Origin of the sequence: Bradyrhizobium sp. B025, from assembly GCF_042257955.1 — a bacterium.
Lineage (GTDB): Bacteria > Pseudomonadota > Alphaproteobacteria > Rhizobiales > Xanthobacteraceae > Bradyrhizobium > Bradyrhizobium diazoefficiens.
This window is the reverse complement of the sequence record NZ_CP170150.1, coordinates 7,257,416-7,281,413: the sequence shown is the minus strand read 5'-3', so window position 1 is coordinate 7,281,413 and position 23,998 is coordinate 7,257,416. Positions and strand designations below refer to the sequence as shown.

At 63.5% G+C, this 23,998-nt stretch carries 26 protein-coding genes and 1 tRNA gene; 5 read left to right on the top strand and 22 right to left on the bottom strand.

Going from position 1 to position 23,998, the window contains the following annotated elements; translation table 11 throughout:
- Positions 1–37 precede the first annotated feature (37 nt).
- From ACE10W_RS34320 to ACE10W_RS34310, 3 genes are all read right to left on the bottom strand, one after another.
- Positions 38–379, bottom strand: coding sequence for a hypothetical protein (locus tag ACE10W_RS34320; RefSeq protein WP_161536312.1), 342 nt, complete (start codon positions 377–379; stop codon positions 38–40).
- Between the two features lie 188 nt (positions 380–567).
- On the bottom strand, positions 568–1,467 hold the full coding sequence (gene rpoH, locus ACE10W_RS34315; RefSeq protein WP_304548319.1) for an RNA polymerase sigma factor RpoH: 900 nt from the start codon (positions 1,465–1,467) through the stop codon (positions 568–570).
- 219 nt (positions 1,468–1,686) lie between these two features.
- Complete coding sequence (locus ACE10W_RS34310; protein WP_060910599.1) at positions 1,687–2,694, bottom strand: RluA family pseudouridine synthase; 1,008 nt, start codon at positions 2,692–2,694, stop codon at positions 1,687–1,689.
- Between ACE10W_RS34310 and ACE10W_RS34305 the strand changes: the two genes are divergently transcribed.
- The 4 genes from ACE10W_RS34305 to ACE10W_RS34290 all read left to right on the top strand — a co-directional run bounded on the left by ACE10W_RS34305 (position 2,693) and on the right by ACE10W_RS34290 (position 6,449).
- On the top strand, positions 2,693–3,037 hold the full coding sequence (locus ACE10W_RS34305; RefSeq protein WP_060910600.1) for a hypothetical protein: 345 nt from the start codon (positions 2,693–2,695) through the stop codon (positions 3,035–3,037). The two genes, ACE10W_RS34310 and ACE10W_RS34305, sit on opposite strands and share 2 nt — an antisense overlap.
- The gene (locus ACE10W_RS34300; protein ID WP_060910601.1) at positions 3,021–3,200 is read left to right on the top strand and encodes a hypothetical protein; all 180 of its coding nucleotides are present in this window, start codon (positions 3,021–3,023) and stop codon (positions 3,198–3,200) included. The genes ACE10W_RS34305 and ACE10W_RS34300 overlap by 17 nt, the downstream gene beginning before the upstream one ends.
- 148 nt (positions 3,201–3,348) lie before the next feature.
- Positions 3,349–3,423, top strand: a tRNA-Glu gene (locus tag ACE10W_RS34295).
- 242 nt (positions 3,424–3,665) lie between these two features.
- Complete coding sequence (locus ACE10W_RS34290) at positions 3,666–6,449, top strand: UPF0182 family protein (RefSeq protein WP_011090068.1); 2,784 nt, start codon at positions 3,666–3,668, stop codon at positions 6,447–6,449.
- 151 nt (positions 6,450–6,600) lie between these two features.
- Here ACE10W_RS34290 and ACE10W_RS34285 read toward each other — a convergent pair whose 3' ends face one another.
- The 12 genes from ACE10W_RS34285 to ACE10W_RS34230 all read right to left on the bottom strand — a co-directional run bounded on the left by ACE10W_RS34285 (position 6,601) and on the right by ACE10W_RS34230 (position 18,134).
- Entirely contained in the window at positions 6,601–7,020 is a 420-nt protein-coding gene (locus ACE10W_RS34285) for a CBS domain-containing protein (protein WP_028172874.1), read from the bottom strand.
- 199 nt (positions 7,021–7,219) lie between these two features.
- Positions 7,220–7,690: an aminoacyl-tRNA deacylase gene (locus ACE10W_RS34280; RefSeq protein ID WP_028172875.1), complete on the bottom strand. Its 471-nt coding sequence runs from the start codon at positions 7,688–7,690 to the stop codon at positions 7,220–7,222.
- 335 nt (positions 7,691–8,025) lie between these two features.
- Complete coding sequence (locus ACE10W_RS34275) at positions 8,026–11,148, bottom strand: efflux RND transporter permease subunit (protein ID WP_304548318.1); 3,123 nt, start codon at positions 11,146–11,148, stop codon at positions 8,026–8,028.
- A complete protein-coding gene (locus ACE10W_RS34270) occupies positions 11,145–12,389 on the bottom strand; it encodes an efflux RND transporter periplasmic adaptor subunit (protein ID WP_304548317.1) in 1,245 nt (414 codons plus the stop codon). The genes ACE10W_RS34275 and ACE10W_RS34270 overlap by 4 nt, the downstream gene beginning before the upstream one ends.
- Before the next feature lie 60 nt (positions 12,390–12,449).
- Positions 12,450–12,692, bottom strand: coding sequence for a hypothetical protein (locus ACE10W_RS34265; RefSeq protein WP_231166631.1), 243 nt, complete (start codon positions 12,690–12,692; stop codon positions 12,450–12,452).
- A gap of 379 nt (positions 12,693–13,071) precedes the next feature.
- The gene (locus ACE10W_RS34260) at positions 13,072–13,629 is read right to left on the bottom strand and encodes an HdeD family acid-resistance protein (protein ID WP_028172879.1); all 558 of its coding nucleotides are present in this window, start codon (positions 13,627–13,629) and stop codon (positions 13,072–13,074) included.
- A gap of 154 nt (positions 13,630–13,783) precedes the next feature.
- Complete coding sequence (locus ACE10W_RS34255) at positions 13,784–14,269, bottom strand: DUF992 domain-containing protein (RefSeq protein WP_011090061.1); 486 nt, start codon at positions 14,267–14,269, stop codon at positions 13,784–13,786.
- Positions 14,270–14,869 carry a hypothetical protein gene (locus ACE10W_RS34250; protein WP_304548316.1) on the bottom strand — a complete coding sequence of 200 codons (600 nt, stop codon included), beginning with the start codon at positions 14,867–14,869 and terminating at the stop codon, positions 14,270–14,272.
- Between the two features lie 11 nt (positions 14,870–14,880).
- Positions 14,881–15,999 carry an AI-2E family transporter gene (locus ACE10W_RS34245; protein ID WP_304548315.1) on the bottom strand — a complete coding sequence of 373 codons (1,119 nt, stop codon included), beginning with the start codon at positions 15,997–15,999 and terminating at the stop codon, positions 14,881–14,883.
- Between the two features lie 41 nt (positions 16,000–16,040).
- On the bottom strand, positions 16,041–16,280 hold the full coding sequence (locus ACE10W_RS34240) for a hypothetical protein (RefSeq protein WP_161536304.1): 240 nt from the start codon (positions 16,278–16,280) through the stop codon (positions 16,041–16,043).
- 30 nt (positions 16,281–16,310) lie between these two features.
- Positions 16,311–17,750, bottom strand: coding sequence for a basic amino acid/polyamine antiporter (locus ACE10W_RS34235; protein WP_304548314.1), 1,440 nt, complete (start codon positions 17,748–17,750; stop codon positions 16,311–16,313).
- A gap of 186 nt (positions 17,751–17,936) precedes the next feature.
- Entirely contained in the window at positions 17,937–18,134 is a 198-nt protein-coding gene (locus ACE10W_RS34230; RefSeq protein WP_039187040.1) for a DUF6894 family protein, read from the bottom strand.
- Between the two features lie 260 nt (positions 18,135–18,394).
- On the opposite strand from ACE10W_RS34230, the gene ACE10W_RS34225 reads away from it, so the two are divergent.
- Entirely contained in the window at positions 18,395–19,093 is a 699-nt protein-coding gene (locus tag ACE10W_RS34225) for a Bax inhibitor-1/YccA family protein (protein ID WP_304548313.1), read from the top strand.
- A gap of 15 nt (positions 19,094–19,108) precedes the next feature.
- On the opposite strand, the gene ACE10W_RS34220 is transcribed toward ACE10W_RS34225, so the two are convergent.
- The 7 genes from ACE10W_RS34220 to ACE10W_RS34190 form a co-directional block, all read right to left on the bottom strand.
- Complete coding sequence (locus ACE10W_RS34220) at positions 19,109–19,612, bottom strand: DUF1269 domain-containing protein (RefSeq protein WP_011090056.1); 504 nt, start codon at positions 19,610–19,612, stop codon at positions 19,109–19,111.
- 218 nt (positions 19,613–19,830) lie between these two features.
- Positions 19,831–21,609: a complex I subunit 5 family protein gene (locus tag ACE10W_RS34215; protein WP_304548312.1), complete on the bottom strand. Its 1,779-nt coding sequence runs from the start codon at positions 21,607–21,609 to the stop codon at positions 19,831–19,833.
- A complete protein-coding gene (locus ACE10W_RS34210) occupies positions 21,609–21,950 on the bottom strand; it encodes an NADH-quinone oxidoreductase subunit K (RefSeq protein ID WP_304548311.1) in 342 nt (113 codons plus the stop codon). Before ACE10W_RS34210 ends, ACE10W_RS34215 begins: the two co-directional genes overlap by 1 nt.
- Positions 21,947–22,891, bottom strand: coding sequence for an MnhB domain-containing protein (locus ACE10W_RS34205; RefSeq protein WP_304548310.1), 945 nt, complete (start codon positions 22,889–22,891; stop codon positions 21,947–21,949). Before ACE10W_RS34205 ends, ACE10W_RS34210 begins: the two co-directional genes overlap by 4 nt.
- The gene (locus ACE10W_RS34200) at positions 22,888–23,181 is read right to left on the bottom strand and encodes a monovalent cation/H(+) antiporter subunit G (RefSeq protein ID WP_011090052.1); all 294 of its coding nucleotides are present in this window, start codon (positions 23,179–23,181) and stop codon (positions 22,888–22,890) included. The genes ACE10W_RS34205 and ACE10W_RS34200 overlap by 4 nt, the downstream gene beginning before the upstream one ends.
- Positions 23,178–23,468, bottom strand: coding sequence for a monovalent cation/H+ antiporter complex subunit F (locus tag ACE10W_RS34195; RefSeq protein WP_011090051.1), 291 nt, complete (start codon positions 23,466–23,468; stop codon positions 23,178–23,180). Before ACE10W_RS34195 ends, ACE10W_RS34200 begins: the two co-directional genes overlap by 4 nt.
- On the bottom strand, positions 23,461–23,976 hold the full coding sequence (locus ACE10W_RS34190; protein WP_304548309.1) for a Na+/H+ antiporter subunit E: 516 nt from the start codon (positions 23,974–23,976) through the stop codon (positions 23,461–23,463). The genes ACE10W_RS34195 and ACE10W_RS34190 overlap by 8 nt, the downstream gene beginning before the upstream one ends.
- Positions 23,977–23,998: the final 22 nt, after the last annotated feature.

Here is a 23,998-nt window from a genome sequence, read left to right as displayed (position 1 = left end):
GTCATTCCGGGGCCGCGCCCCGGAATGACGGGAGAGGCTACACCGGCTGCGCCATCCAGCCGAACAGCCGCCGGATCAAACCCGGCCGCTGCGGCAATTCCGGCGGCTCGTCCGCTGCGAGCACGCGTTTGAAGAAGTAGTCCAGGAACACCATGTCGTTCGGCTCGGTGACGGTGAATGTCTCGTCGCCGAAGTACACACTGTAGTTAAAGAAGAATGGACCCATGATCGGGATCGTCGCGGTCGAGGCGTAGTCCTTGGAGATCACGAACTCCGCGGGATCGAGCCCGTGCTCCCGCATCGCCTGCTCGACCAGCGGCAGCTTGCGCATGAACTGGGCGGAGAAGCCGCCAACGGTGGATTGCAAAATGATCGACACGGCGCGTGTCCGTTCTCTGGATGTGGCCCGTCAAGAGTGTGTCGGGCGACCCGTCACGGGCGTTCAAGGTGCCTCGCCGGCATCGCTGCGAAATATGCCGCAGCTCACACCCAACAAAAAAGCCGGCGTTGCCGCCGGCTTTTCCGTCTCTTTCGATCCGCCAATCTCTGGCGCCAGCGAAGCCTTGCTTAATGCGCGGCTTCCAGCGCGGCCTGTTCTGCTCTTGCGATCGTGCCCTTGACCGCGGACTGCACCTTCTCGAAGGCGCGGACCTCGATCTGGCGGACGCGCTCGCGCGAGACGCCGAACTCGGCAGCAAGGTCTTCCAGCGTCATCGGCTCATCGGCGAGGCGGCGGGCCTCGAAGATGCGGCGTTCGCGCGGGTTGAGCACGCTCATGGCGCCGTTCAGCGCGTCACGGCGGTGATCATACTCCTCGTGCTCCGCCATCATGGCTTCCTGGTTGGGCGTATTGTCGACCAGCCAGTCCTGCCATTCGCCGGCTTCGCCGTCGTCGCGGATCGGCGCGTTGAGCGACGCGTCGCCACCGAGGCGGCGGTTCATGTCGATCACGTCCTGGTCCGTCACGCCCAGCCGCTTGGCAATGGTCGCAACCTGGTCGGGGCGGAGATCGCCCTCGTCCAGCGCGTTGATCTTGCTCTTCGCCTTGCGCAGGTTGAAGAACAGCTTCTTCTGGTTCGCGGTGGTGCCCATCTTCACGAGCGACCAGGAACGCAGGATGTACTCTTGAATTGACGCCTTGATCCACCACATCGCGTAGGTGGCGAGACGGAACCCCTTCTCGGGTTCGAAACGCTTCACCGCCTGCATCAGGCCGACATTGCCTTCCGAGACGACCTCGGAGATCGGCAGGCCGTAGCCGCGATAGCCCATGGCGATCTTGGCCACGAGGCGGAGATGGCTGGTGACGAGTTGGTGCGCCGCGTCGCGATCGTCATGCTCCCGCCAGCGCTTGGCGAGCATGTATTCCTGCTGGGGTTCCAGCATCGGGAACTTGCGGATCTCGGCGAGGTAGCGAGAAAGGCCGGATTCTCCATTGAGGACCGGCAGAGCAGCGGTACGGGCCATAGTTGAGCCCTCCAAAGGTTCAGGCCCCCGATAGCGGCGGGCCAGGCAGACGACCGCTGTGTTAAAGCCGGCCGTAGCTGCGATGTTCCGCGTTGGTCATTTCCAACGCAGGCGCAATATACCCCATGGGGGGGCAAAAAGGGAAGGATTGCTGACGTCACGTCCCCGTGTGGCAGCTATAACTTTTTGTAATGTAACGCTTTTCCTAACGGGCCTGCGTCATAGCGCCGCTTTCAGGGCGCCTTCCAGGAGAAGCAAATCCTCCGGCAGCGGCGCCTCCCAGTGGAGTAATTCTCCCGTCCTCGGGTGCTCCAATACCAGCAGATAGGCATGCAGGGCCTGCCGCCCGAGCGCCGCCAAAGCGGCCTGCGATTCTGGCGCCAGCTGGTTCGCCTTGGTCTTGAAGTGCGGGCCATAGACCGCATCGCCCATCAGCGGATGGCCGATATGGGCGAGGTGGACGCGGATCTGGTGCGTGCGCCCGGTCTCGAGCTCGCAGGCGAGCAGCGCCGCGATCGGCTTGCCGTCGCGCCCCGGAAAACTCTCCAGGATTTCCCAATGCGTCACTGCCTCGCGGCCGCCCTGGCGCACCGCCATCTTCTCCCGCGCATACGGATGGCGGTCGATCGGCGCATCGACGGTGCCGCGATGCCGGCCCGGCACCCCCCAGGCGAAGGCCATATAGCCGCGCCGCATCGCCCCGGTGCGGCCGTGGTCGGCGAACTGTGCCGACAGCGAGGCGTGGGCGAGGTCGTTCTTGGCGACCACCATCAGTCCCGTCGTGTCCTTGTCCAGCCGGTGCACGATGCCGGGCCGGCGTACCCCGCCGATCCCCGACAGCGTCGAGCCGCAATGGGCGATCAGCGCGTTCACCAGCGTGCCGGTCTCGTGGCCGGCCGCGGGGTGCACGACCAGGCCCTTGGGCTTGTTGATGACGATGATGTCGTCGTCCTCGAACACGATATCGAGGGCGATCTCTTCGCCCTTCGGCTCGGCGGGCGCGGCCTCCGGCACGTCGATTATGATCGTATCGCCGTGACTGACGTGATAAGCGGGGTCGCGGACGGCGGAGGCCTTCAGGCTCACCGCCCCCGCCAGGATCAGGGCTTTCAGCCTCGATCGCGACAGGTCCGGCAGGCGCGCCGCCAGCACGCGGTCGAGCCGGGCCGAGCCCTCGTCGCCGGCGACGACAACCTCCAACCTTTGCGCAGAGCCTGAGTTTTCCATGACGACGTCTGATACCGCTGTTCCCGAACCGACCCCCGAGCAGGCCGCGCTGTTCGCGCGGGTGCGGCGGATGATGCTGATCGCGGGGCTGACCACGGCGCTGGCGATCTGCGCCGTTCTGATCGCGGTGGGCTACCGCCTTTTCAAGTCGGAGGGAAGGGCGCCCGAGATCGCGGGCGACGTCACCGCCACCCTGCCGAAGGGCGCCAGGATCGTCTCGACCGGGGTCGCCGGCGACCGCCTCGTGATCACGCTGGATGTCGGCGGGGTCACCGAGATCCGCACCTTCGACGCCCACACCCTGAGGCCGGCCGGAAAGCTCAAATTTGCCAACGAGCCGTAGCGCCGCACCGGCTCAGGATCTGCTCAACCAGGCCATTGCCGGCAGCAGCGGCGAGCAGATCCGCTCGACGTCGCCGTTCAAATCCGCATTTTCGGGCTCTGGCCTGTTCCGCCTGGAGCCGGCCGGCGGCGCCGCGGCGATCGAGAAGCTGAAGAAGTCCTGAGTGTTCCCGGCCATATGCGGGAACGCGAGCGGCTGGCCGGTGCTTCGCGCCGTTAAGCCTGAGCCGCACTCGCCATGCATATCCGCCGATTTCGCCCCCGATCGAGGCTTGCCGCCGGCAAAATTCGCGGCTATGTCCTGTCCCTCACGCTCCCTTCGTCTAGCGGTTAGGACGCGGCCCTCTCAAGGCTGAAACAGGGGTTCGATTCCCCTAGGGAGCGCCAAATCCAAGATATTTCCCGACATTGTACGATGGCACTCCGGTTCGGGAGCGCCATGTTGCGCGATAGCTGATTGATCGCGCCGGCTGCATCAGCCGTGCTTGGCGCCTTGCGCCGTTTCGAAATGCCATATTGCGCCGCGGTCCTAGCGACGCAGCTTCGAGCACTTGCGTCGCCCGCCTCGAGGCGTCATCCCGACCACGAATCAAGCGGCGGGCGTCCCTGATTTCGACTATGATCAGGCGATGACGATCGGGATTACAGGACCCGAGCGGAAGGCACCAAGGCAAAGTGCCGTGGTCGGGCTGATTATTGCGGCCCTCGTCATTGCGATTGTCCTGACCCTGCTCGCGCTCGCCAGCGACTTCCTGGTCGACTGGCTTTGGTTTTCCGTGATCGGTTATCGCGAGGTTTTCTGGACAACAATCGGCGCCAAGGCCGTCGTCTTTCTTGCGGTCTGGACGGCAACTGCCGTCATCCTGTTGTTGAACGGATGGCTCGCACTGCACTTCGCCCGACGGCGGTCGACACAGCTTGCCGCCGCTTCCGTGTGGAGCGCCGCGGGCAACGCGCCGCCAGATCTGCTTGCGCTTGTGCGCGACCGACTGCGGTGGCCGCGGTTGATCGCAGCTGGTGCGGCTTCGCTCGCTCTGCTTGTCGCGGCGGCCGAAGCCGGCAACTGGGGCGTCTTCCTGCAGTTTGTCTATCAGGCGCCGTATGGGGCAGACGATCCGCTCTACAACAACGACATCGGCTTCTATCTCTTCTCGCTGCCCGCCTATATCCTCATCAAGAATTGGATGATGCTCGCGCTCGCGCTGAGCGCGCTGTTCGCCGCGGCGATCTACTTGGTGCACGGCGAGATCGAATACGACATTCATCGCCGATCAATGTCGTCGACGGTGATCGCCCACGGCTCGGCGCTGCTCGGTCTTCTGTTTGCGGTGAAGGCCTGGTCCTTTGGTCTCGATCGCTACCTGCTGCTCTATGGCGATAACGGCGTGGTTGTCGGTGCAAGTTACACCGATGTCCATGTGGGGCTGCCGGCCTTGTGGCTGATGATCGGACTTTCGGGCATCGCGGCGCTCGCCGCGTGGGCAAACGTGCGCGTGCGCACCTACCGGCTTCCTGCCGCCGCGTTCCTGCTTGTCGCGATCGGGTCTTTCGTGCTGTCCGGCCTGGTTCCCGTGCTGTTCCGGCAGTTCTTCGTCAGGCCAAGCGAACTGGAGCTGGAAAGGCCCTATATCGAACGCAACATCGCGCTCACCCGGCAGGCCTACAATCTCGATCAGATCGCGGCCAAGCCGTTCGCCGCCGAACAGAAGCTCAGCTTCAAGACGCTCGATGCCAACAAGGCGACCATCGACAATATCAGGCTGTGGGATTGGCAGCCCCTGGCGGACACCTACGCGCAGCTGCAGGAGATCCGCACCTACTACAAATTCCATCACCTTGACGTCGATCGCTACTGGCTCAATGGCTCCTACCAAAGCGTCATGATCTCGGCCCGCGAACTGCGACCTTCCTTGCTGCCGCCGAATGCCCAGACATGGGTCAACCACCACGTGCTGTTTACTCACGGCACCGGCGCAGTGATGAGCCCGGTCACTCGCAAGAGCAGCGAAGGGCTGCCATTCCTCTATTTGCGCGACATACCTCCTGTCGCGGACGGAGGCCCGCAGATCCGCGAACCGCGCATCTACTACGGCGAAGAGCACGACAGCTACGTCATCGTCAAAGGGAGCACGCCTGAGTTCGACTACCCGAAGGGCAAAGACAATGTCTACGCAGCCTATGACGGGACGGGCGGCGTTCCGATAGGAGCGGCGGTATGGAGAGGCCTGTTCGCTTACTACTTCAACGACCCGAACCTGCTGCTCTCGAGCTACATCACGGCGGACAGCCGGATCATGATCCGCCGCAACATCGGGGAAAGGGTGCGAACGATCGCTCCGTTCCTCAGGCTCGATCACGATCCTTATCTGGTCATCAGCAATGGGCGGATGTTCTGGATGCAGGACGCCTACACGGTGAGTTCCTACTTCCCTTCCGCGCAGCCGGCGCAAGATCAGGATCTCAACTACATTCGCAATTCAGTGAAGGTCATCGTCGATGCCTATAACGGCACCGTCGACTTTTATCTGATGGACACCGGCGATCCGGTTGCCGCGACCTGGCGGCGCATCTTTCCGAACCTCTTCAAGCCATTCTCGGTCATGCCGGCGGATCTGCAGAGGCACATCCGCTATCCGGAGGATCTGTTCCTGATTCAGGCGCAGCTCTATCAGAGCTATCACATGGAGGCCGCCGACGTTTTCTACAACCGCGAGGATCTCTGGCAGTTCCCGCGTCAGCCGGGCGGCGGCGGCGTTGCAACGATGGCCCCATATTACATCATCATGCGGCTGCCCGGTGAGTCGCAGGCTGAGTTCTTCCTCATGCTTCCCATGGTGCCGAGCCGCCGCGACAACATGATCGCCTGGCTCGCCGCACGCTGCGACGCGCCCGACTACGGTAAGCTGATTGTCTACGAATTTCCCAAGGAGAAGCTAGTCTACGGGCCGTTCCAGATCGAAGCGCGGATCAACCAGAGTACCGAGATATCGCAACAGATCACGCTGTGGAATCAGATGGGCTCGCGGGTGATACGCGGCGCGAACCTGCTTGTGATCCCGATCGAGAACTCGATCCTCTATGTCACGCCGCTCTATTTGCGAGCGGAGCACGGGCACCTGCCGGAGCTGAAACGCGTGATCGCAGCCTATGGCGAGCATGTGGTGATGAAGGAGACGCTCGATGAGGCCTTGTCGGCTCTGTTCACCGAGCCTGGCGCGGTGCGGCCGGTCTCGAGCACGATGGAGGAAATGCCCGTCACACGCCCATCGGCAAGTCAGGCACGGGAGGCGCTCGACCGCTACAATCAGGCCGTTGAACGATTGAGGTCCGGCGACTGGAAAGGCTTTGGCACGCAGTTCGACGCCATGCGCGAGCTCCTGGAGGACATGAACCGACACTCCGCCGACCGCTAGGGCCTCGACTTTTCAGTTTAGCCCGCTCACGCCGACGCCAAGTCAGGCGCTTCGGGCCGCTGCTCTCGCGTTGCGCGATGGTTGCATGACAAACGCCTGGCTCCGGCCCAGCTCGACGTCTGGCGATCGCGAGAGCAACTCGGGCCTCAATTCAATGATGCGCCGAAACACTCCTGACGGTCTCGGTCAGCAGATCATTTGAGGCGGAGCGGCTGAGGTCGCCCAGGCTGATGATGCCGACCATCCGCTTGCTCTTGTTGATCACGGGCAGCCTGCGGACCTGCAGTTTCTCCATATGATGCATCGCCTTTGCGAGGTCGTCGTCCTCCCGGCAGCAATGAATACCCTCAGTCATTACATCGCGGGCCGTTGCGCGGCGAGCATCAAAGGTGTGGCTCGCGAGCCCTTTGCAGACGATATCGCGGTCGGTCACCATCCCGACCAGCTTGTCGTCCTCGCCAATCGGAATGCAGCCGATGTCATGCGCCCGCATCAATTTGGCGATCTCGGCGATGGGGGTGTCGGGGCTGACCCAGTCGACACCCTTGTGCATCACGTCTTTGACTTTCATGGCGAGCCTCCGTTGTTGCAGCAGCGCCCCCATTCGTTTGAACTGTACAACCGATCGGGTGCGAGGTCACAGGAGAAAGCATCATTACTTCGCGATCTGACCAGACAAGCGCCGACGCTGTCGCCGTCGCTTTCCTGAACAGTTTGACGGCGACGTCGCGGCCGAGGTTCCCGCCCAAGATTGGGCAGTGCGCAAATCCTCAGTCGTGCGCGCTGAAGCGCCCGTGCAGTGCGTTGGCCGTCAGGCGTGCAAACTGCGCGTGACCCATATGAAGCAGCGTCTCGTGGTCGCCGGCTTCCATATAGATGTCGGGCTGCGCCTCGATGCTGTCGTCGACGATAGTATCCAGCCCGTAGCACTTGCCGACGGCGGGAACTGCACCGTGCGCACAATCGCGGAACAGCTCACCGATCTCGGTTTCTTGTGCCATGTGGACATTTCCGCCGAGTATCGTCTTCAGTTCCGACGGGCGGAGGTGATGCGATGCGGGCAAGATGGCCAGCATATATTCGCCGTCGCGCCGCAGCACGACGCCTTTGGCGAGGCGATCGCCCGGGATATGGCATGCCTCGGCCGTGCGAGTGGACGTCATGCTGAGTTCGTGCGGGACCACTTCGTATTGGATGTTCTCAGCGGCGAGGTACTTCTGGAGTGTGGGAGCAATGGCCATGATGTGACCTCCGGCGCAAAATGCACGCCATCCACCGTGAGGTCTCTCCCCTGCAGACTCTCGCCGTACGATGGGCGGCTGCTTGGTTGGAGACTCAACATAGGCCTTCAATCCGCAAGCTGCAATTCGTTGTCGTTGACCAATCTGACGCACGGTCGGCAGTCGGAAGCGCGCGCGTTGCGCTTGTTTTCCCGAACGGGCTCGGGATCACATGAGGCAAGACCGTATAAATTACATAGCAATTTCAATTATATGAGAGTTCGCGGGTTTGTTCGCTCGACAACTGATTGATCGCGCAGGCATCGGCCGAGTTTGCGCACCTTGCGCCAGTCAACTCAGTTGCCGGACTTTGGCGCGGCCTTCATCCGCTCCCGCAGACGCTGGAACGTCACGTAGAGCGTCGGGACGAGAAAGATGCCGATTGAGCTTGCCGCGAGCATGCCCGCAAATACGGCTGTCCCGACCGCCCTGCGGCTGAGCTCCGCAGCGCCGGTTGCAATCACGAGCGGCAGGAGGCCAAGGATGAAGGCGACCGAAGTCATCATGACCGCGCGAAAGCGCATATGCGCGCCCTGGATCGCGGCGTCGTTGAGCGCCACGCCCGCTTCGCGTTGCTCCTTGGCAAATTCGACGATCAGAATGCCGTTCTTGGCGGCGAGCGCGATCAGGACCACGAGCCCGATCTGGCCGTAGAGGTCGAGATTGAGGCGGGCGAGCTTGATGCCGACATAGGACCCGAGCACGCCGACGACGACCGATAGCAGCACCGGTATCGGGATCACCGTGCTCTCATAGAGCGCCACCAGGAATAGGTAGGCGAACAGCACCGCAAGCATGAGCACGATGCCGGTCTGGCCAGCGGCCTGCTGCTCCTGATAGGCGGTGCCGGTCCACGCGAAACTGTAGCCCGCAGGCAGCACGGTGTTGGAGATTTCTGCCATTGCGACCATCGCGGTTCCTGAGGAGACGCCCGGCGCCGGGCTGCCGTTCACCGTCACCGAGCGATAATTGTTGTAGCGGGTGATGACCTGAGGCCCGGTCACGATCCTGATCCCGGCGAGCGACCTGATCGGCACCATCTGGCCGGCGCCGTTGCGCAGATAGATCCGCCAGATGTCCGAAATATCGGCGCGATCGAACGCTTCGCCCTGAACGTTGACCTGCCAGGTGCGGCCGAACAGGTTGAAGTTGTTGACATAGATGCCGCCGAGCGTCGCCTGCAAGGCCGTGAAGATGTCGCTGACCGTCACGCCGAGCGCCTGCGCCTTGCGGCGGTCGATGTCGAGATGGATGGATGGATTGGTCGCAGTGAAGGTCGAAAAGACACGCGCAAGCCGTGGATCGGCATTGGCTGCACCGATCAGCGCCCCGGTGACGCTGGAGATCGCGGCCGGAGTCTGTCCTTCCAGCGCCTGAAGCTGGTATTCGAACCCGCCTCCGGTGGAGAGCCCAATGATCGGCGGCAGATTGAACGGCAACACGTTGGCCTGTCGAATCTGTGCGCCGGCTGCGAAGGTTTGCCGGATCAGCGCCTGCGCGGAATCGGCTGCCGCCTTGCGATCGGAAAACGGCTTCAGCCGCGTGACCACCAATGCGCTGTTCGGTTCGGACGCGCCGTCGAGCAGGGAAAAGCCCACGATGGCAAGGACGTGATCGACGGCGGGGATCTGCTTCAGGAGATCCTCGATCTGTTGGGTGACTTCGCTGGTTCGCGCCACCGATGCGCCGTCTGGCAGTTGCACCGAGGTGAAGAAGGCGCCCTGGTCTTCCTCGGGGAGGAAACCTGTTGGCGTGATCAGCGACATGCCGAAGATGCCGGCGGCAACGACGGCGACGAACGGCAGTGAGAGACCCGCCACGCGCACCAGGCGGCGGACGCCGCCGCTGTAGCGGTCGCGCAGCCAGTCGATGAAGCCGAGGACGCGTCCCATGATGCCGCGCCTGGGCCCGGTGTGGCGCAGGAACAGCGCGCACAAGGCGGGCGACAGCGTCAGCGCATTCAACGCCGAGATCATCATCGCGGCGCTGATCGTCACCGCAAACTGGCGAAACAGCGTTCCGGAAATGCCGGGAATGAATGCGATCGGTACGAAGACCGAGAGCAGCACCAGGGTGATCGCGATGATCGGCGCGGTGATCTGGGTCATGGCCTTCTTGCTGGCCGCGGCGGGGGAAAGGCCCGGCTCCTCCTCCATCACCCGCTCGACGTTCTCGACGACGACGATGGCGTCGTCCACCACGATGCCGATGGCGAGCACCATGGCCAGCAGGGATACCGTGTTGGCCGAATAGCCCAGCACCAGCAGGACGGCGAACGTGCCCACCAGGCTCACTGGAACGGCAACGGCCGGGATCACCGTGGCCCGCAGATTGCCGAGGAAGAGGTACACCACGATCACGACCAGGACGAAGGCCTCGCCCAGCGTCCGCAAGACCTCCGTGATCGTGTCGCGCACGAAGCTCGTGGAATCGTATTGCACGAGATAGCTCAGGCCGGTGGGAAAACGCAGCGACAGCCGCTGCATCGTCGCCGCCACGGCCTGTGCGGTGCTCATCGCATTGGCACCCGGCGCCAGATAGATCGCGACCGGCACGGCCGCGCGGCCGTCGATCCGCGCTTCGCTGTCGAGATTTTGCGCGCCCATCTCGACACGGGCAACGTCCTTCACGAGCAGCGACGAGCCGTCCGGGTTGGCGCGCAGCACGATATTGGCGAATTGGTCGACGGTGGCGAGCCTGCCCAGGGTCTGCACATTGAACTGGAGCTGTTGGTCGTCGCTGATCGGACGTGCACCGATGCGCCCCACAGGCGCCTGGACGCTTTGCGTGCGGATCGCGGCAATGACGTCCGATGGCGTGAGATCGAGGCTGGTGAGTCGCTGCGTATCGAACCAGATCCGCATCGAGTAGTTCATCTTGGCGAACAGGTTCGCCTGGCCGACGCCGGGCGTGCTGGCGATCGCATCAAGCACGTTGATGATCGCGTAGTTGGTGATGAACAGCGGATCCTGCTGGCCATTGGCACTGTAGAGCACGAGGAATTGCAGGATCGACGAGGACCGCTTGTGCACCGTCACCCCCTGCTGCTGCACCTCGGTCGGTAGTTGCGACAGTGCGCTCTGCACGCGGTTGTTGACGTTGACGGTATTGATGTCGGGGTTGGTGCCGAGCGCGAACGAGACCGTCAGTGTGTAGCTGCCGTCATTGGCGCTGGTCGATTTCATGTAGAGCGCGCGGTCGACGCCGATGATTTGCGCCTCCAGGGGTTGGGCGACGCTGCTCTCGACCACCTCGGCGGATGCGCCAGGGAAGGTGCCGGAGACCGTGACCTGCGGCGGCACGATGTCCGGAAATTGCGCCACCGGAATCTGCATCAACGCCAGCGCGCCGGCGATGGTGATGATGAAGGCGATCACCATCGAAAGCCGCGGGCGATCGATGAAAACGGCGGATATCATGGTTTGCGGTCCAGCGGGCGGGTCGTGCCGGAGGCGCCGTGATCCGCTTGAGGAGCCGGGGCGTCCGCGGCGGGCTTCATGCTCGACAGGATCAGCGGACTTGCCGGTCCCGGCGAAACGATCTGGCCGGGACGAACTCGCTGCAAGCCTTCCGCGATGACCTTGTCGCCGGCCGCAAGTCCGGCGATCACGGCGGCGATGGTCGTAGTCGATTGTCCGAGCTGGATGCGGCGCTGCTCGGCCTTGTTGTCGGCGCCGACAGCCAGCACATAGTCGCCCTGCTGATCGGAGAGCACGGCGGAGCGCGGGATTGCCAGCACCTCGACCGGCTGGACGCCCTCCAGCACGACGGTGACGAACTCGCCGTCAGTCAGCTCGTGAACGGTGACGCCAGCCGCCGAAGAAGCCCGCAGGATTGGATTGCCGATCTCCCCGCGTACGATGATGGTATCGGTGCTCTGGGCGATGGTGTTGTCGACGAAATTCAGCTTGCCGGAGTGCCCGTACATCCGGCCATCGGGCAGTCGCAGCCTGATCACCACCGCGTCCAGGCCGCCTTGTGGTCCGTATCGTTCCCGCAGCTCGAGCCCCTGGCGGAGCGGCACCGGGAAGGTGACATACATCGGGTCCTGGCTGACGATGGTGGTCAGCACGCCCGAGCTCGGACCGACGACGTTGCCTTCCGTCACCGCCGTGCGTCCGATCTTGCCGGCAATCGGCGCGTTGATCTTCGTGTAACCGAGATTGATCTGGGAGGCTTGGACCTGGGCTTGCGCGGCTTGCACCTGGGCTTCGAGGCTGAGCTGGTTGGCGATCGCTGCATCGTAGGTGGACTGTTGCCCGGCGGGACCTCCGAGCAGGGTCCGCGCGCGCTCGGTCGTCAATTTGGCATTTTCGAGCGTTGCCTGGAGCTGCGCGACCTGCGCCTGTTTCGATGCAAGATCCGCTTCGAAGGGACCTCGCTCGAGCCGATAGAGCTCGTCGCCTTCCTTGATCTCGGCGCCCTCGTCGAACAGGCGCTTGTCCAGAAATGCCGTCACGCGCGCGACGACGCTGACCCGATTGATCGCCTCGATCCGTCCAAGAAATTCGCTGGTCTCGGTGATCGGCCGCCTGGTCGCTTCCACGACGCCGACCGCAGGGGCTCCGGCCGCGGCAGGTTGTGTCCGGGCGGTCCCACCGGCGATGATCGTCAGGAGAGTTGCCGCCAGCAGCCTGATCGAGACGCCAGCAAGGGTCATTGTCCGCTCCTTGCTCCAGACCTAAGAGCCGGGCCGGGTCGGTGCTTCACCAGCGCCTCGTTACTCCCGCCGTATCCGATCGCTGCGCGCGGGCTCGTCATAACCCTTGCGACGGCTATAGAACATCAGCGCGATCAGGCCGCAGCCGAACACCAGCATCAGGACGACGGCCCCTCCGAGGATGATGTTGCGGTAAAGCGGCATCGATGGAGTTGCCTGCCATACCGACACGCAGAAGGCGGCTGCCACCACGAGAAGAGCTATCAGAGCGGCCCACAGGAGCCATTGATTCACGTGGCGCACGATCGCCTCCATCGCCTTCGTGGCAAATCTGCTCCCGGCGGATTGCGCAAGTTAAGAGGGGGCTCCTAGCGCCACCGCCATCCACAACGACGACGGCCGCGATGCCACCAGCAAACCCATCGGCGCCTGCGTGGCGGTGGGCGGCCCCAGCCCGGACCAGGTCCCCAACCGGGACCGGCTGGGGGTCCCCACCACTGAGCTTGCGTCAGGAGCTCCGACGGCTCGCCGGCCTGGCCAAGATCGTGGGCAATCGGCATCGCTTCCGCAGTCTCAATCAGACGAACTCCGACAGCGCCGATCGCCGCGGCAGCAACGGCATTCTGAGCAAAGCCAAGGAAAGCTCGACGGGTGGGAGCGTCCATCATCATCTTCTCCATCGTTACGCAGTTCGCCGCACGGACTGAAGCGCGTAAAGCAGCCACGCCAGGCCGTGCGAGATCAGGTCGACGCCAAGCAGGAATCCGAGGGCCCAGACGCTGATGGTCGGAAAGCTGAACAGGATCAGCACGCCCGCGAGCAGTCCGAAGATGCCGGAGATCAGCATCATCCATCCGTTCTGTCGCCAATGGGCGAAGCTCAGCACGCATCGAATGACGCCCGAGGCGAGCAGCACCGCGCCGAGGAAATAGGTGAGGATCAGGGCACCGGAAGCCGGCTGGGTGAGCAGCACAAGCCCGAAGGCGAGATAGAGAGCGCCGAGAAGGATCTGCCACAGGAAGCCGCCCCATCCCTTGGTCCAGAAGGCATGCATGATCTCGAATGCGCCGGCCGCGATAGCCGTCAGCCCGATCAGCTTGACGCTGATGATCGTCGCGAAAACCACGTCGCTGAGAGCCGCGATGCCGGCGGCGATCATCACGATGCCGAGGAGAGCGCAGACCCACAGCGGAGGCGAGCCCAGAACCCCGATGTCCGACCGGCTGTCATAGACTGTCATGCCATCCTCCTGATCCGCGCGATGATCGGCACGCTTGGGATGGTAGCTTCGAGCCCGCGCCGTCGACATCCGACGAAACCCTGAGCGACGGGGTGGGAATGTTCTCGTGAGCCCACCGGAATCCGGCGATCGCGCGCGGGATCGCGGTTGCGAGCTAGCGGCTGCCGCGCGGACCCAGCGTCAGATTGGTGACACCAGCCGCGAGATTGATTCCGATCGATCGCTCGATCGACAGCGGCTGCAACATCACGCTCCTGCGCGAGCCGCCGATCAGGACGTTGGCGCCGAGACCGGGGCCGAATGCCAAGCTGCCGCTCGCGCCGACATAGTTGCCGCGCAGGGTGGCGGAGCCGATCCGCGAGTTCTTGGCGAGCACGGCCCACGACAGGCTGCCTGCACTGGTCACGCCGAGATCGAGGCCAACGCGCCGGATCCGTCCCTCATAGATGAACTGCCTCGGCGGGTTTCTCGCAAAGAATGTGCAGCGCAGTGACTGCACCGATCCGAGCACAAGCCCGACGCGCGGGTTGCTCAAGCAGAGGAGCCGGCCGACCCTGAACGTTTCGGCGCGCGCGGGCAGGTTGGCGATGCATAGCAGCGCGGATGTGGCGAAGACTGCAACAGGCCGTGTCATTCGCATTCAAGCCTCCACTTGGCTGTTGGTGTCGGAGGGCGCAATCCTCGGTCGGCTGTCCTGGCGGAGCCAGAACGTGATGCCGAGGCCGATCAGCAGCACCGCGCCCAGCAGGAAGAAGAAGACGGACTGCTTCAGCCAGGAGATCGCCGGGACGGCCACGCCCATCGCGAGGCCCAGGAACGAGATTTGCAGCGACAACAGGCTGACGCCGGCAAGGAACGTGCCGAGTGCGAGCAACGTCAGCAGGACGAGGCCGGTTGCCGGTGTCGGAAGCAACTGCTGGACGCCCGAGATCAGTATGATGTTCATTGTGATCAGGACGGCAATCCAATGCAGCGCCTGGGTCCAGATCAATCGGAGCTGGGCCTCTTTGCCCTGGGCCTCCGGCCATTTGGTAACGACGCAGACGACGCAGATGGCAAGCGCCAGGAATTCCCAGTAGCCGACGAGAGGCTGGTGGGAGACGTTGGTATAGGCGACGCCTGCGATAGCGAGCACCAGCGCCACGACATAAGGAAGCTGCTGCCACAGGAAATGAGCCATTCCGGGACGAGGCGAGGGAGGCTCCGTACCCACGTTCCGTTGTACATCGATCTTGCTCATGGGCTATCCAGTCACGATCTACCGCCGTTGAATGTCTGCTTGAGGTCGTCGCCAAGGTAGTCCTCGACGTAGAATCGGATGATTGCGACACGGCCGATCGCGACCAGTGGCATGGCCAGCGCAATGCCCAGGACGCCGAACAGCGCGCCCAGAATGACGATGGCGACCAGCGTCCAGGCAGGCGGGATCTCGACCGCCTGACGCTGGATCAGCGGGCCGATCACATAGCCTTCGACTGACTGGATGATCGTGTAGATCAGGACGGCCCAGATCAGCAGCGAACTGCCGAGCGGCATTGCGACGAGCGCGATCGGAATCGCGGCCACGATGGGTCCTAGATAGGGAATGAAATTCGACAGGCCCGCCTGCAATCCGAGCACGAAGGGACCGGGCAGCCCGATGAGGTAGAGTGCGATCCAGACCCACAGCGTCATCAGGATGATGCGGATGAGCTGTCCGACCAGCCACAGCCGCATGACGGTGCCTATCTCGTCCATGACGGCTCTTGTCCGCGCGCGATAGGACTGCTTCACCAGCATGACCAGGCTTTCGCGATGGCTGTTCGGATCGAAGGCAAAGAGGATCCCGAGGAACAGGATCACCAGCGCGCCGGTCAGAAGAGTTGAGGCTCCGCCGAGCAGAAATTGTGCATGGCTGAGAAAACGGCCCTGATCCGAGAACAGCCATTGCGCAAAGTCGCGGCCCCATTCCGGGCCGAGGAGGTCAACGCCATATGACAGGAGATGCTCCTGCAGGACGTCGATCTGGCTGTCCATGACCTTCAGCAGGAGGCGCGTCTGCTCCGGCAGCTTGCCCGCACCCCAGACCATTCCAAACCCCGACAGAGCGGAGAACAGCAACAGGACCAGCGTCAGGCGCCAGGCGCGATTGAGCGGAAGGACCGGCGCCAGAGCCCTTGCGCACGCGTCCAGAAATGCGGCGAACAACACGCCTGCGAAGATGAGCAGGAGACTGGACACCGTCTGCCACGCCAGAAACAGGAAGACGCATGCGGCGAGCAGGGTCAGCCCGGTCGCGAGAATGCTGCGTCGCGCGTCCGGCAGATCGGCGGACGTGTCGCGCAGAACGACCTCGTGGAGCTTCTCCGGTCCTGTCCTGGACTCGCTCATGGATCGGTCCAATCGCTGGAGTGGGCTATCGTCGTTTGCGCCTAGGTCCGGACGCGCCGGCTGCCATAGTGCGGATGCTTTCCGCCGCGATGACGCCAGTAACGGTGCTTCGTCGGGTTCGTATTGGTGTTGGGCGCTGCGCTCTTCGGTGCCGGCGCGCCGGCATCTTTTTGGGCAGACACGCCGGTCTCGGTCGACTGGGCCAGCGACAGGGTTGGATATGCGGAGACCGCCACCAATCCGCCGAGGATCAAGGCGCTACAGATGGCCCGGGTGCTCATATCCGCCTCCATGTAACCAGGGACAAGGACTCAAATCGAGATGGCTCCGGTGGCCAGCGCGTAGACGCCGGCGCATGCGGCGATCGTGATCGCTGCAAAGAGGATGATTTCGAACGGCCGGAAGATCGCTTCCTTGCGCTCGCGTTTTGCGAGAAGGAACAGCAACGTGCCGGGCGCATAGAGGATCGACGACAGCAGGAGAAACTTGGGCCCGCCTGCGTAGATCATGCCGGCCGCGTAAACTGTCGCGATGGCCGAGCGGATCCAGTCGACAATCCGGGCGTGCTCGCCGGCGTGATAGGCCTCGCTGGTCCAGGCGAGCTTCAGGCCGTACGCCGCAACAAAGAAATATGGGATCAGCGTCATCGCGCTCGTCATCTTCAAGGCAAGCGTGAATGCGTATTCCGCAAACCAGGTGACGAGCAGAAAAATCTGGATGACGCAGTTGGTGAGCCAGAGCGCGCCGGCAGGGACCTTGTACACGTTCACCGTGGCGAGAAAGGAGGGCATGGTGCGGTGGATCGCGGCGGAATGCAGGATCTCGGCCGCCAACAGCGACCAGGACAGGTAGTTGCCGAGGACCGAGATCAGGAGTGCCACGCTGATGAACACACTGCCCCAGCGGCCGACGACCGCCTCCATCACGCCGGCCATGGATGGTGTCGGGAGATCCGCCAGCTCCGCTCGTGGCAGCACGCCGTACGACAGGAGCGTCACGAGGACGAGGAGGCACAGAACCGTCAGAAAGCCGGCAAGGGTTGCGAATCCGACATCGGTGCGGCTCCGGGCGTAACGGGAGTAGACACTCGCGCCTTCAATTCCGACGAACACGAACACCGTCAGCAGCATCGTGCCGCGAACCTGCGCGACCACCTTCGAAACGGCCGGCTGCTCCGTGCCCCAGAAATTAATGGAGAAGAGCGTGCCGTCGAAGGCGATGACGGCGACGACGATGAACAATAGTATCGGGATGATTTTAGCGTAGGTCGCGATCGTGTTGAGCGCGGCCGCCCCCGTGATGCCGCGCAGCAGCAGAATGTGCACGCCCCAGAGCAGGACGGACGCAGAAGCGATCGCCACTGGCGTCGTGCCGTCGCCGAAGACCGGGAAAAACTGTCCGAGCGTCGCCTTGATCAGGACGAGGCAGGCGACGTCGGCAAGGCAGCAACCGATCCAGTATCCGACGGCCGAAGCAAAGCCGATATAGTCGCCAAATCCGGCCCTGGCATAGGCGTAGATGCCGGCATCGAGGTCCGGCTTGCGCTGTGACAAGGTCTGAAACACGAAGGCGAGCATCAGCATGCCTGTGCCCGCGATGGCCCAGGCGATCATCGCTCCGAGCGCGCCCGTGGTCCGCCCGAACGCTGCAGGCAATGCAAAGATACCGGAACCGACCATCGACCCGATCACGAGCGCGATGAGCGCATTCCGTGAGAGCCTTTGATCGGTCTGGCTCGATGGAGGCGCCATGGTGCAAGCTGGCCTTCCAATCGGAGATCGGGCAGGCGCGACAAACCTTTGCGACGGTGGAGCGCCGGCCACCCCTTGGCGAAGACCTTAGGAGCAGCCCTTCTGCTCGAACATCCGTGATTCTATGTAGAGAGCAGTGGCAGGAAACCAGTAGGCCGGACCTGGTCCGGCCAGCCTCGTCTTTCCTCAGTTGCGACCGGACGAAAGTCCGGGAGCAGTATCGGCCACAAACACGAAGCCCGACCGGACGAATTCCCCGGCCTTGGCGAGCTCTTCTGCAATGCGACGGGCATGCAGCATCGCCGCGTGCTGGTCAACGTGCTCGCATCCGCTCTCGTCCGGCGAGAGGCCGTATTTGTCGACGATGTGAAAGAAGTACCGCATGTCGGCCGATTAGGCCGGAAAGCGTGCCGCTTCCAGTGACAAATGCGTAAGGGTCGTGCTCGGAAAGACGAACGCAAGCGGCAGCACCATCTTACGATTCCGTAAGGCGGAAATCGCCACAACTGAAGGGCCGGCGTGCCGCATTTGCAGGCCGAGTAGGGTGATCGTGCCCCCGGGATATCAGGTGATTGTCCGATATCCCGTGCGAGGGCAGAGGAATAGGGTCGCTGCCTCCCAACGGCTCCGCGAGGAGGCAAGCGATGTCAAACTACGATCAGAACCTGGCGACCTCTGACACAATCGCGGTGGACGCTGGATTGCGCGGCTACATGCTGCGCATCTACAACTATATGGCGGCCGGCGTCGGCGTGACCGCCGTTGTGGCCTGGCTGACCTATCAGCTCACCGGTCCCGCATTGCTGCAGAGTCCGTTGATGTGGGTCTTCATACTGGCGCCGCTCGCGCTGGTCTTTTTCATCAGCGCGCGCATCAATACGCTGTCGGCGGCGACGGCGCGGCTTCTGTTCTTCATCTATGCCGCGCTGGTCGGGGTCTCGCTCTCGATACTGCTGCATATCTACACCAGCGCCTCGATCACGCGCGTGTTTTTCATCGCGGCCGCGATGTTCGGAGCGCTCAGCGTATTCGGCTACACCACAAGGCGTGACCTGTCCGGTCTCGGCACTTTCCTGTTCATGGGCCTGATCGGGGTCATCATTGCCAGCCTGGTGAACCTCTTCCTGCAATCAAGCGGGCTCGACTGGTTGATCTCGGTCGTGGGTGTCGGCGTCTTTGCGGGGCTCACGGCCTACGACACCCAGCGGATCAAGGCGATGTACGACAGCGGGGACGATGAAACGTCGGCTGGCCGCAAGTCGGTGATTTCAGCGCTGTCGCTCTATCTCAACTTCATCAACCTGTTCATGATGCTGCTGCGTCTGGCCGGCAGCCGGCGCTGAGCGGCCAAAGGGCTGTCAGGCCGCCGGTCGCTCCGCGGCGCTTGCTAGCGCGTCGCGCAGGGCCTGTTCCCTGGTATCATCCAAAGACGTCTTCAGCACGGTCCCTCCGGCGTCCTTGATCTCCTTCAGTACCTTGTCGGCGGTCATACTCTTGATCAGGACGAACAGGGCGGCGTTGCCGGTGTGGAGCGACGCTGACAATTCCTTCATGAAGGAGTCGTCGATGCCGAAATCGGATAACGCGCCGCCGAGCGCGCCGGAGGCCGCGCCGACGGCGACACCGAGGATCGGATTGAGGAAAATCATGCCAATCAGAAGCCCCCAGAAACCACCGGTTACCGCTCCCATCGACGTCGTGTTGACGAGTTGATTGAGCTTGATGCCCCCGGAATCGGTCTTCACGGCGATCACGGCATCGCTGATCGTGATCAGATATTCCTTCTGCAGGTTGAGCAGCCGTTGACGAACTTCCTCAGCCTTCGCTTCGGATGGATATACGATCGCCACTAAATCGGACATGAAGACCTCCTGCTGGATCGCAACTCCCGGCCAAGCCTGGTACGCCAGCGCCGCTGGCGGGATGCGTTGTCAGAGATTAGCCGTCGGTTCACCGGCGCGGGATCGGAGAAAACCCTGAGGCGTCGGGATGAATGTTCCTGATGATCGCGATGGGAAACACTTGGGCCTGACCTGTTCTTGGGCCTCACCTGTTCCCGGCCGATGCATGAGCCGGCGCCTCACGCGGCCACAAGCATCAACACGCCGAACAGCAGGGCCAGCATGAGAAGGCAGATGCTTGCCGCCGGCCACTCGCAGAGAACACCGTTGCCCCTTTCAACATAGCTGCCGAACGCGCAGCAGCCGCGCCGGAATGAATCGAACACGCCGATGGCGAGCCTCCAACGCACCGAAGACGCAAGCGGGTGAGGCCAGGGGCGGAGCAGGATTGCCAGCACGACGCCTCCCAGGAGAGGCAAGAGGAATTTGGAGAGAGTTTCGAGATCTAAGAGACCTAACGGCGAGATACGCTGGACAGGCAGAAACGGTTCCCAGGGCACGAGGCCAAGCAATAACGAGCAGAGCGCCAGCACGAGCACCGCCACGTCCGGAAGGCGCGGTGCCGGGTCGGTCAATACAACAGACTTGTCCGGAGGGGCCAGCGCATGAGCCAGAACCAGCACGACATAGGAGGCAGTGAACGCCCCGCTTGCCTGGAGCACGACCGCCCACCACCATTGCTCCCTCTCGGTCGCGGCCTGAAGCAACAGGTCTTTCGCCAGGGACGCGCCACTCGGCTGCACGCCCATCAGCGCGATGCCGGCGATGGCAAACGCCAGGACGCTCAAGGGCAGGACGCGCGCGATACCGCCGAGCCCCGCGATGCGATCGTGGCCCAGCCCGGCGTAGATCGATCCGGCGGCCATGAACATCGCCGCCTTTGCGGTGGCGTGAGAGGCAGCCTGCAGCAGGCCGCCCGCCAGGGCCTCGCCACTCTCCAGATGACCCGAGGCATTGAACGCGAGCGGAAACATCAGGAAGAGATACCCGATCTGGGCCAGCGTCGAATACGCGATCAGGAGCTTCAGTCGCTCCTGGCGCAAGGCGAGGACGCTTCCGAGCACGATTGCCGCAGCTCCCAGCGCGGCGAGCAGTTGTGCGGCGGCGAAACCAGGCAGCCCGGGCATCACCTGGAACCAGAGCCGCACGATGATGAAGAAAGATCCCTTCACGACGAGGCCAGACAGGATCGCACTAGCGGCAGCCGGCGCGCCTGCGTGGGCAGGCGGCAGCCAGAGATGCAACGGAAAGAGTGCGGTCTTGGCCAGAAGACCTGATGTCATCAATGCCGCCGCGACGAGCGAGGCAGGCTGTGCTCCAATCCGGTGCGACAACAGCACGATATCCAGGGTGGCATGAAGACCATAGAGGAGCGCCGTGCCCAGCAAATAGAGCACGGAGCCGAGCAATGCGAAGAGCAGATAGCGTATCGCCGCGCGCAGGGTCTCCGGACGGCCATCCAGCGAGACCAGCGGCACCGCGGCGAATGTCAGCAATTCCAGGGCAACATAAAGCGTGAAGAGGTCTCCACCGACGAAGATTGTGTTCAGCGCCGCCCAGACCGCCAGCAGCAGGATCCAGAACACGAATGGCGCGCGCGCCTCCGTCGTTGTCACTGAGAATTCAGTACCGGCATAGACGGCGACTGCGGAGATCACGACTGCGGTCGCCGCAAGCATCACGGCCGACAATCCGTCCGCGCGCAGCGCCACCCCCAGCGGCGGCGGCCAGGCGCCGAGCAGGTAAACGAGAGGGCCCATGCGCTGCGCAACTGCTGCCAGAATCGCTACGACGATCACCAGCCCCAGCGGGATCGTCGCGAATGCGACCAGCCTGATGTGTCGTTCGCCCAGAACGAAGGCCAGCAGAACACCCGCGATGGGTATGGCAATCGACAGCACCAGCAGGAAGCCGCTTGGGGTTGTTGTCGCGTCCAGCGCTGGGGCAGGGGGCAGCATCAGCCACCGGCCTGATCTGGGTCATCGCCCGGCGAGGCGCGACTGCGCGGCGCCATGGAGGCACTCGTCTGGAACAGCCGCAGCAGCAGTGCAATCGCCAAAGCCGTTGCGGAAAACGCGACGACGATGCCGGTGATCACCAGGGCTTGCGGCACCGGATCATTGCCGATCCCCGCCGCCGCACCGCGCCGTCCAACGACGCCGAACAGGAGGAATACGCCGCTGCCGAGCAGATTGAAGGCGATGATCTTGCGGAGGGGCTGGGGCTTCGTGATCAGGCCGTAGAGCCCAAGTCCGACCGTGGCAGCAGCGCACAATCCGAACACCGTCACGCCGCTCACGGCTCCATGCCCCGTTCCGGTACGCCGGCGAGCAGCAGTCCGAGCGTCGCTGCGATCGTCAGGGTCATTGCGACCTCGATGCCAAGTATCAGCGGCTTGGCCAGCGCTGGCGGATAGGACAGGAACGCGGCGCCAAACAGAAGGCCGGCAAGGCCGACGAGCAGGAACAGGCCGGGCCCGGCAACGAGGATGAACCGTACCGATCGATCGCTCACGAGCGGTGTGTCCGCCAATCCGGCCATGACGGCCAGCAGCCACATCGACGCGAGAATCGCGCCGCCCTGAAAAGCTCCGCCGGGATGGTCGGAACCGGTCCAGAGGATATAGATCCCGATGACGATGCCAACCGGCGGCAGCAGCCGCGCAAGAAAGGCAAGAACGCCACGTGGATCGGCTTGGTGGCGCGGCCCGGGACGGCCGCCCCACGCACTGTCAGGCGCAAGCGACCAAACGCCGACGATGGCCAGCAACAGCACGATCTTCTCGAGCATCGTATCCATGGCGCGGAACGCCATGAGCACGTTGGTGACGGGGTTGGACAGACCCGTTGCCCAGGCATTTGCAACAGCAGCCGGAGCAAGCGTCGGAGCGGAATCGGGCAGCCACAGGACCGCGCCGGCCAGCGCCGCAGCCGTCAGCACGGACAGCGCTGCGGCGCCCGCTCGCAGCAGTTTGCCTGGCGCTTCGTCCGCCATCATGTCGGCATCCCGCAATCGCGCCGCCGCGCTCAGCAGCAAGACGCCACCGAGGCCGCCGCCGATTGCGGCCTCGGTCAGAGCAACGTCGGCAGCGTCGAGGCGTACCCAGATCAGTGCCACCAGCAGTCCATAGGCAACGAACCCGACCGTGGCCAAAAACGTCTCGGGCACGACGATCGTCCAGACGCCGAGGGTCAGCACGACCGCGGCAAGGACAATTTCAAAGACCGTCGCAATGCTCATCGGTTCAACTGGCCTTGGCGCGCCGCGCGCGCAATCAGTTGCGAGACGGTGGCGCCCGCGAGCAGGCCGAGCAGCCAGATACCAACCAGCTTCGACCCGTCGCGAAGACCCGCTGCTTGCGGGAGCAGTCCGAGCACGACCAGGCCGAGGCCGAGGTTGTCCGCCTTGGTGAGCGCGTGCAGACGCGTCAGGGTATCGGGAAAGCGAAGCAGGCCGACCGTGCCCGCCAGAAAGAAGAACGCGCCGGCCGACACCGCTGCAATCGTCATCATGTCGCGTGCGAGGCTCATTCGTCCTCCGTTGATGCGGTCCCATCGGCCTCGAAGCGGGAAAGCCCCTTCTTGACGAACGCGATGGAGGCGAAGGTGGCGAGCAGCGCCAGGGTCAAAGCCACGTCGATCGCTGCGGGTATGCTCGCTACGGTGCCGAGCAGCAGCAGCGTCGCAATGCCTCCGGTCCCGATCAGTTGCGTCGCCATGACCCGGTCAGCGTCGCCGGGGCCACGCAGGATCGACAACAGTCCAAGCGCCAGCATTGCCAGAATGAAACCGACCACGACCGTCAGGAACTCAGTCATTGTAAAGCGCTCGAACCAAGGCCGCCTCCTCCTGATCAAGTTCGGCGATCACGGGCTGATCGATGTCGAGGCAGTGATAGAGGAGTTGCGCCTCCTCCTCTCCGGCCGGCACGGTGCCTGGCAACAGGCTGGTGAGCGTTGCGAACACGTTGCGACGCAGGCCACGCGGAAGACGGGTTGGATACGCGACAAATCCCGGGCGCAGCGGCAGGCCGGGATCGAGTGCGCGCCTTGCGACGTCCACTCCGGCCACAATGGACTGGTACAGGAACAGAAGCGCCAGTCGGAGGATGGCGCGAGGTGAGCGCCGCGACGTGCCAGGCTCCAGCAAACGCAAGCTCGTCCAGGTTGCCGTCGCGACGGCGATTGTTGCGGCAGGAATGTCATCGACAGAGGTGCCGGCAAGCACGAGCCAAAGGCAGAGGAACCATGCCGCTCGGGACGCCGCGCTTCGCCAGGACGCCGCGACGCCCGTACGCGCGTCTCGTTTTCCTGAGGGTCCGCTCACGTCGGAGTCCTCGGCTGGCGGC

What these genes read in the sequence shown, in the direction of transcription:
- ACE10W_RS34220 (WP_011090056.1), bottom strand. Translation starts at nt 19,612, where the DNA reads ATGTCCGATTTAGTGGCGATCGTATATCCATCCGAAGCGAAGGCTGAG.
- ACE10W_RS34195 (WP_011090051.1), bottom strand. Translation starts at nt 23,468, where the DNA reads ATGACTGAGTTCCTGACGGTCGTGGTCGGTTTCATTCTGGCAATGCTG.
- ACE10W_RS34215 (WP_304548312.1), bottom strand. Translation starts at nt 21,609, where the DNA reads ATGCTGCCCCCTGCCCCAGCGCTGGACGCGACAACAACCCCAAGCGGC.
- ACE10W_RS34245 (WP_304548315.1), bottom strand. Translation starts at nt 15,999, where the DNA reads ATGAGCGAGTCCAGGACAGGACCGGAGAAGCTCCACGAGGTCGTTCTG.
- ACE10W_RS34290 (WP_011090068.1), top strand. Translation starts at nt 3,666, where the DNA reads ATGACGATCGGGATTACAGGACCCGAGCGGAAGGCACCAAGGCAAAGT.
- ACE10W_RS34255 (WP_011090061.1), bottom strand. Translation starts at nt 14,269, where the DNA reads ATGCGAATGACACGGCCTGTTGCAGTCTTCGCCACATCCGCGCTGCTA.
- ACE10W_RS34205 (WP_304548310.1), bottom strand. Translation starts at nt 22,891, where the DNA reads ATGAGCATTGCGACGGTCTTTGAAATTGTCCTTGCCGCGGTCGTGCTG.
- rpoH (WP_304548319.1), bottom strand. Translation starts at nt 1,467, where the DNA reads ATGGCCCGTACCGCTGCTCTGCCGGTCCTCAATGGAGAATCCGGCCTT.
- ACE10W_RS34260 (WP_028172879.1), bottom strand. Translation starts at nt 13,629, where the DNA reads ATGACAGTCTATGACAGCCGGTCGGACATCGGGGTTCTGGGCTCGCCT.
- ACE10W_RS34240 (WP_161536304.1), bottom strand. Translation starts at nt 16,280, where the DNA reads ATGAGCACCCGGGCCATCTGTAGCGCCTTGATCCTCGGCGGATTGGTG.
- ACE10W_RS34200 (WP_011090052.1), bottom strand. Translation starts at nt 23,181, where the DNA reads ATGAGCCTCGCACGCGACATGATGACGATTGCAGCGGTGTCGGCCGGC.
- ACE10W_RS34305 (WP_060910600.1), top strand. Translation starts at nt 2,693, where the DNA reads ATGACGACGTCTGATACCGCTGTTCCCGAACCGACCCCCGAGCAGGCC.
- ACE10W_RS34235 (WP_304548314.1), bottom strand. Translation starts at nt 17,750, where the DNA reads ATGGCGCCTCCATCGAGCCAGACCGATCAAAGGCTCTCACGGAATGCG.
- ACE10W_RS34270 (WP_304548317.1), bottom strand. Translation starts at nt 12,389, where the DNA reads ATGACCCTTGCTGGCGTCTCGATCAGGCTGCTGGCGGCAACTCTCCTG.
- ACE10W_RS34230 (WP_039187040.1), bottom strand. Translation starts at nt 18,134, where the DNA reads ATGCGGTACTTCTTTCACATCGTCGACAAATACGGCCTCTCGCCGGAC.
- ACE10W_RS34250 (WP_304548316.1), bottom strand. Translation starts at nt 14,869, where the DNA reads ATGAGCAAGATCGATGTACAACGGAACGTGGGTACGGAGCCTCCCTCG.
- ACE10W_RS34285 (WP_028172874.1), bottom strand. Translation starts at nt 7,020, where the DNA reads ATGAAAGTCAAAGACGTGATGCACAAGGGTGTCGACTGGGTCAGCCCC.
- ACE10W_RS34225 (WP_304548313.1), top strand. Translation starts at nt 18,395, where the DNA reads ATGTCAAACTACGATCAGAACCTGGCGACCTCTGACACAATCGCGGTG.
- ACE10W_RS34280 (WP_028172875.1), bottom strand. Translation starts at nt 7,690, where the DNA reads ATGGCCATTGCTCCCACACTCCAGAAGTACCTCGCCGCTGAGAACATC.
- ACE10W_RS34275 (WP_304548318.1), bottom strand. Translation starts at nt 11,148, where the DNA reads ATGATATCCGCCGTTTTCATCGATCGCCCGCGGCTTTCGATGGTGATC.
- ACE10W_RS34310 (WP_060910599.1), bottom strand. Translation starts at nt 2,694, where the DNA reads ATGGAAAACTCAGGCTCTGCGCAAAGGTTGGAGGTTGTCGTCGCCGGC.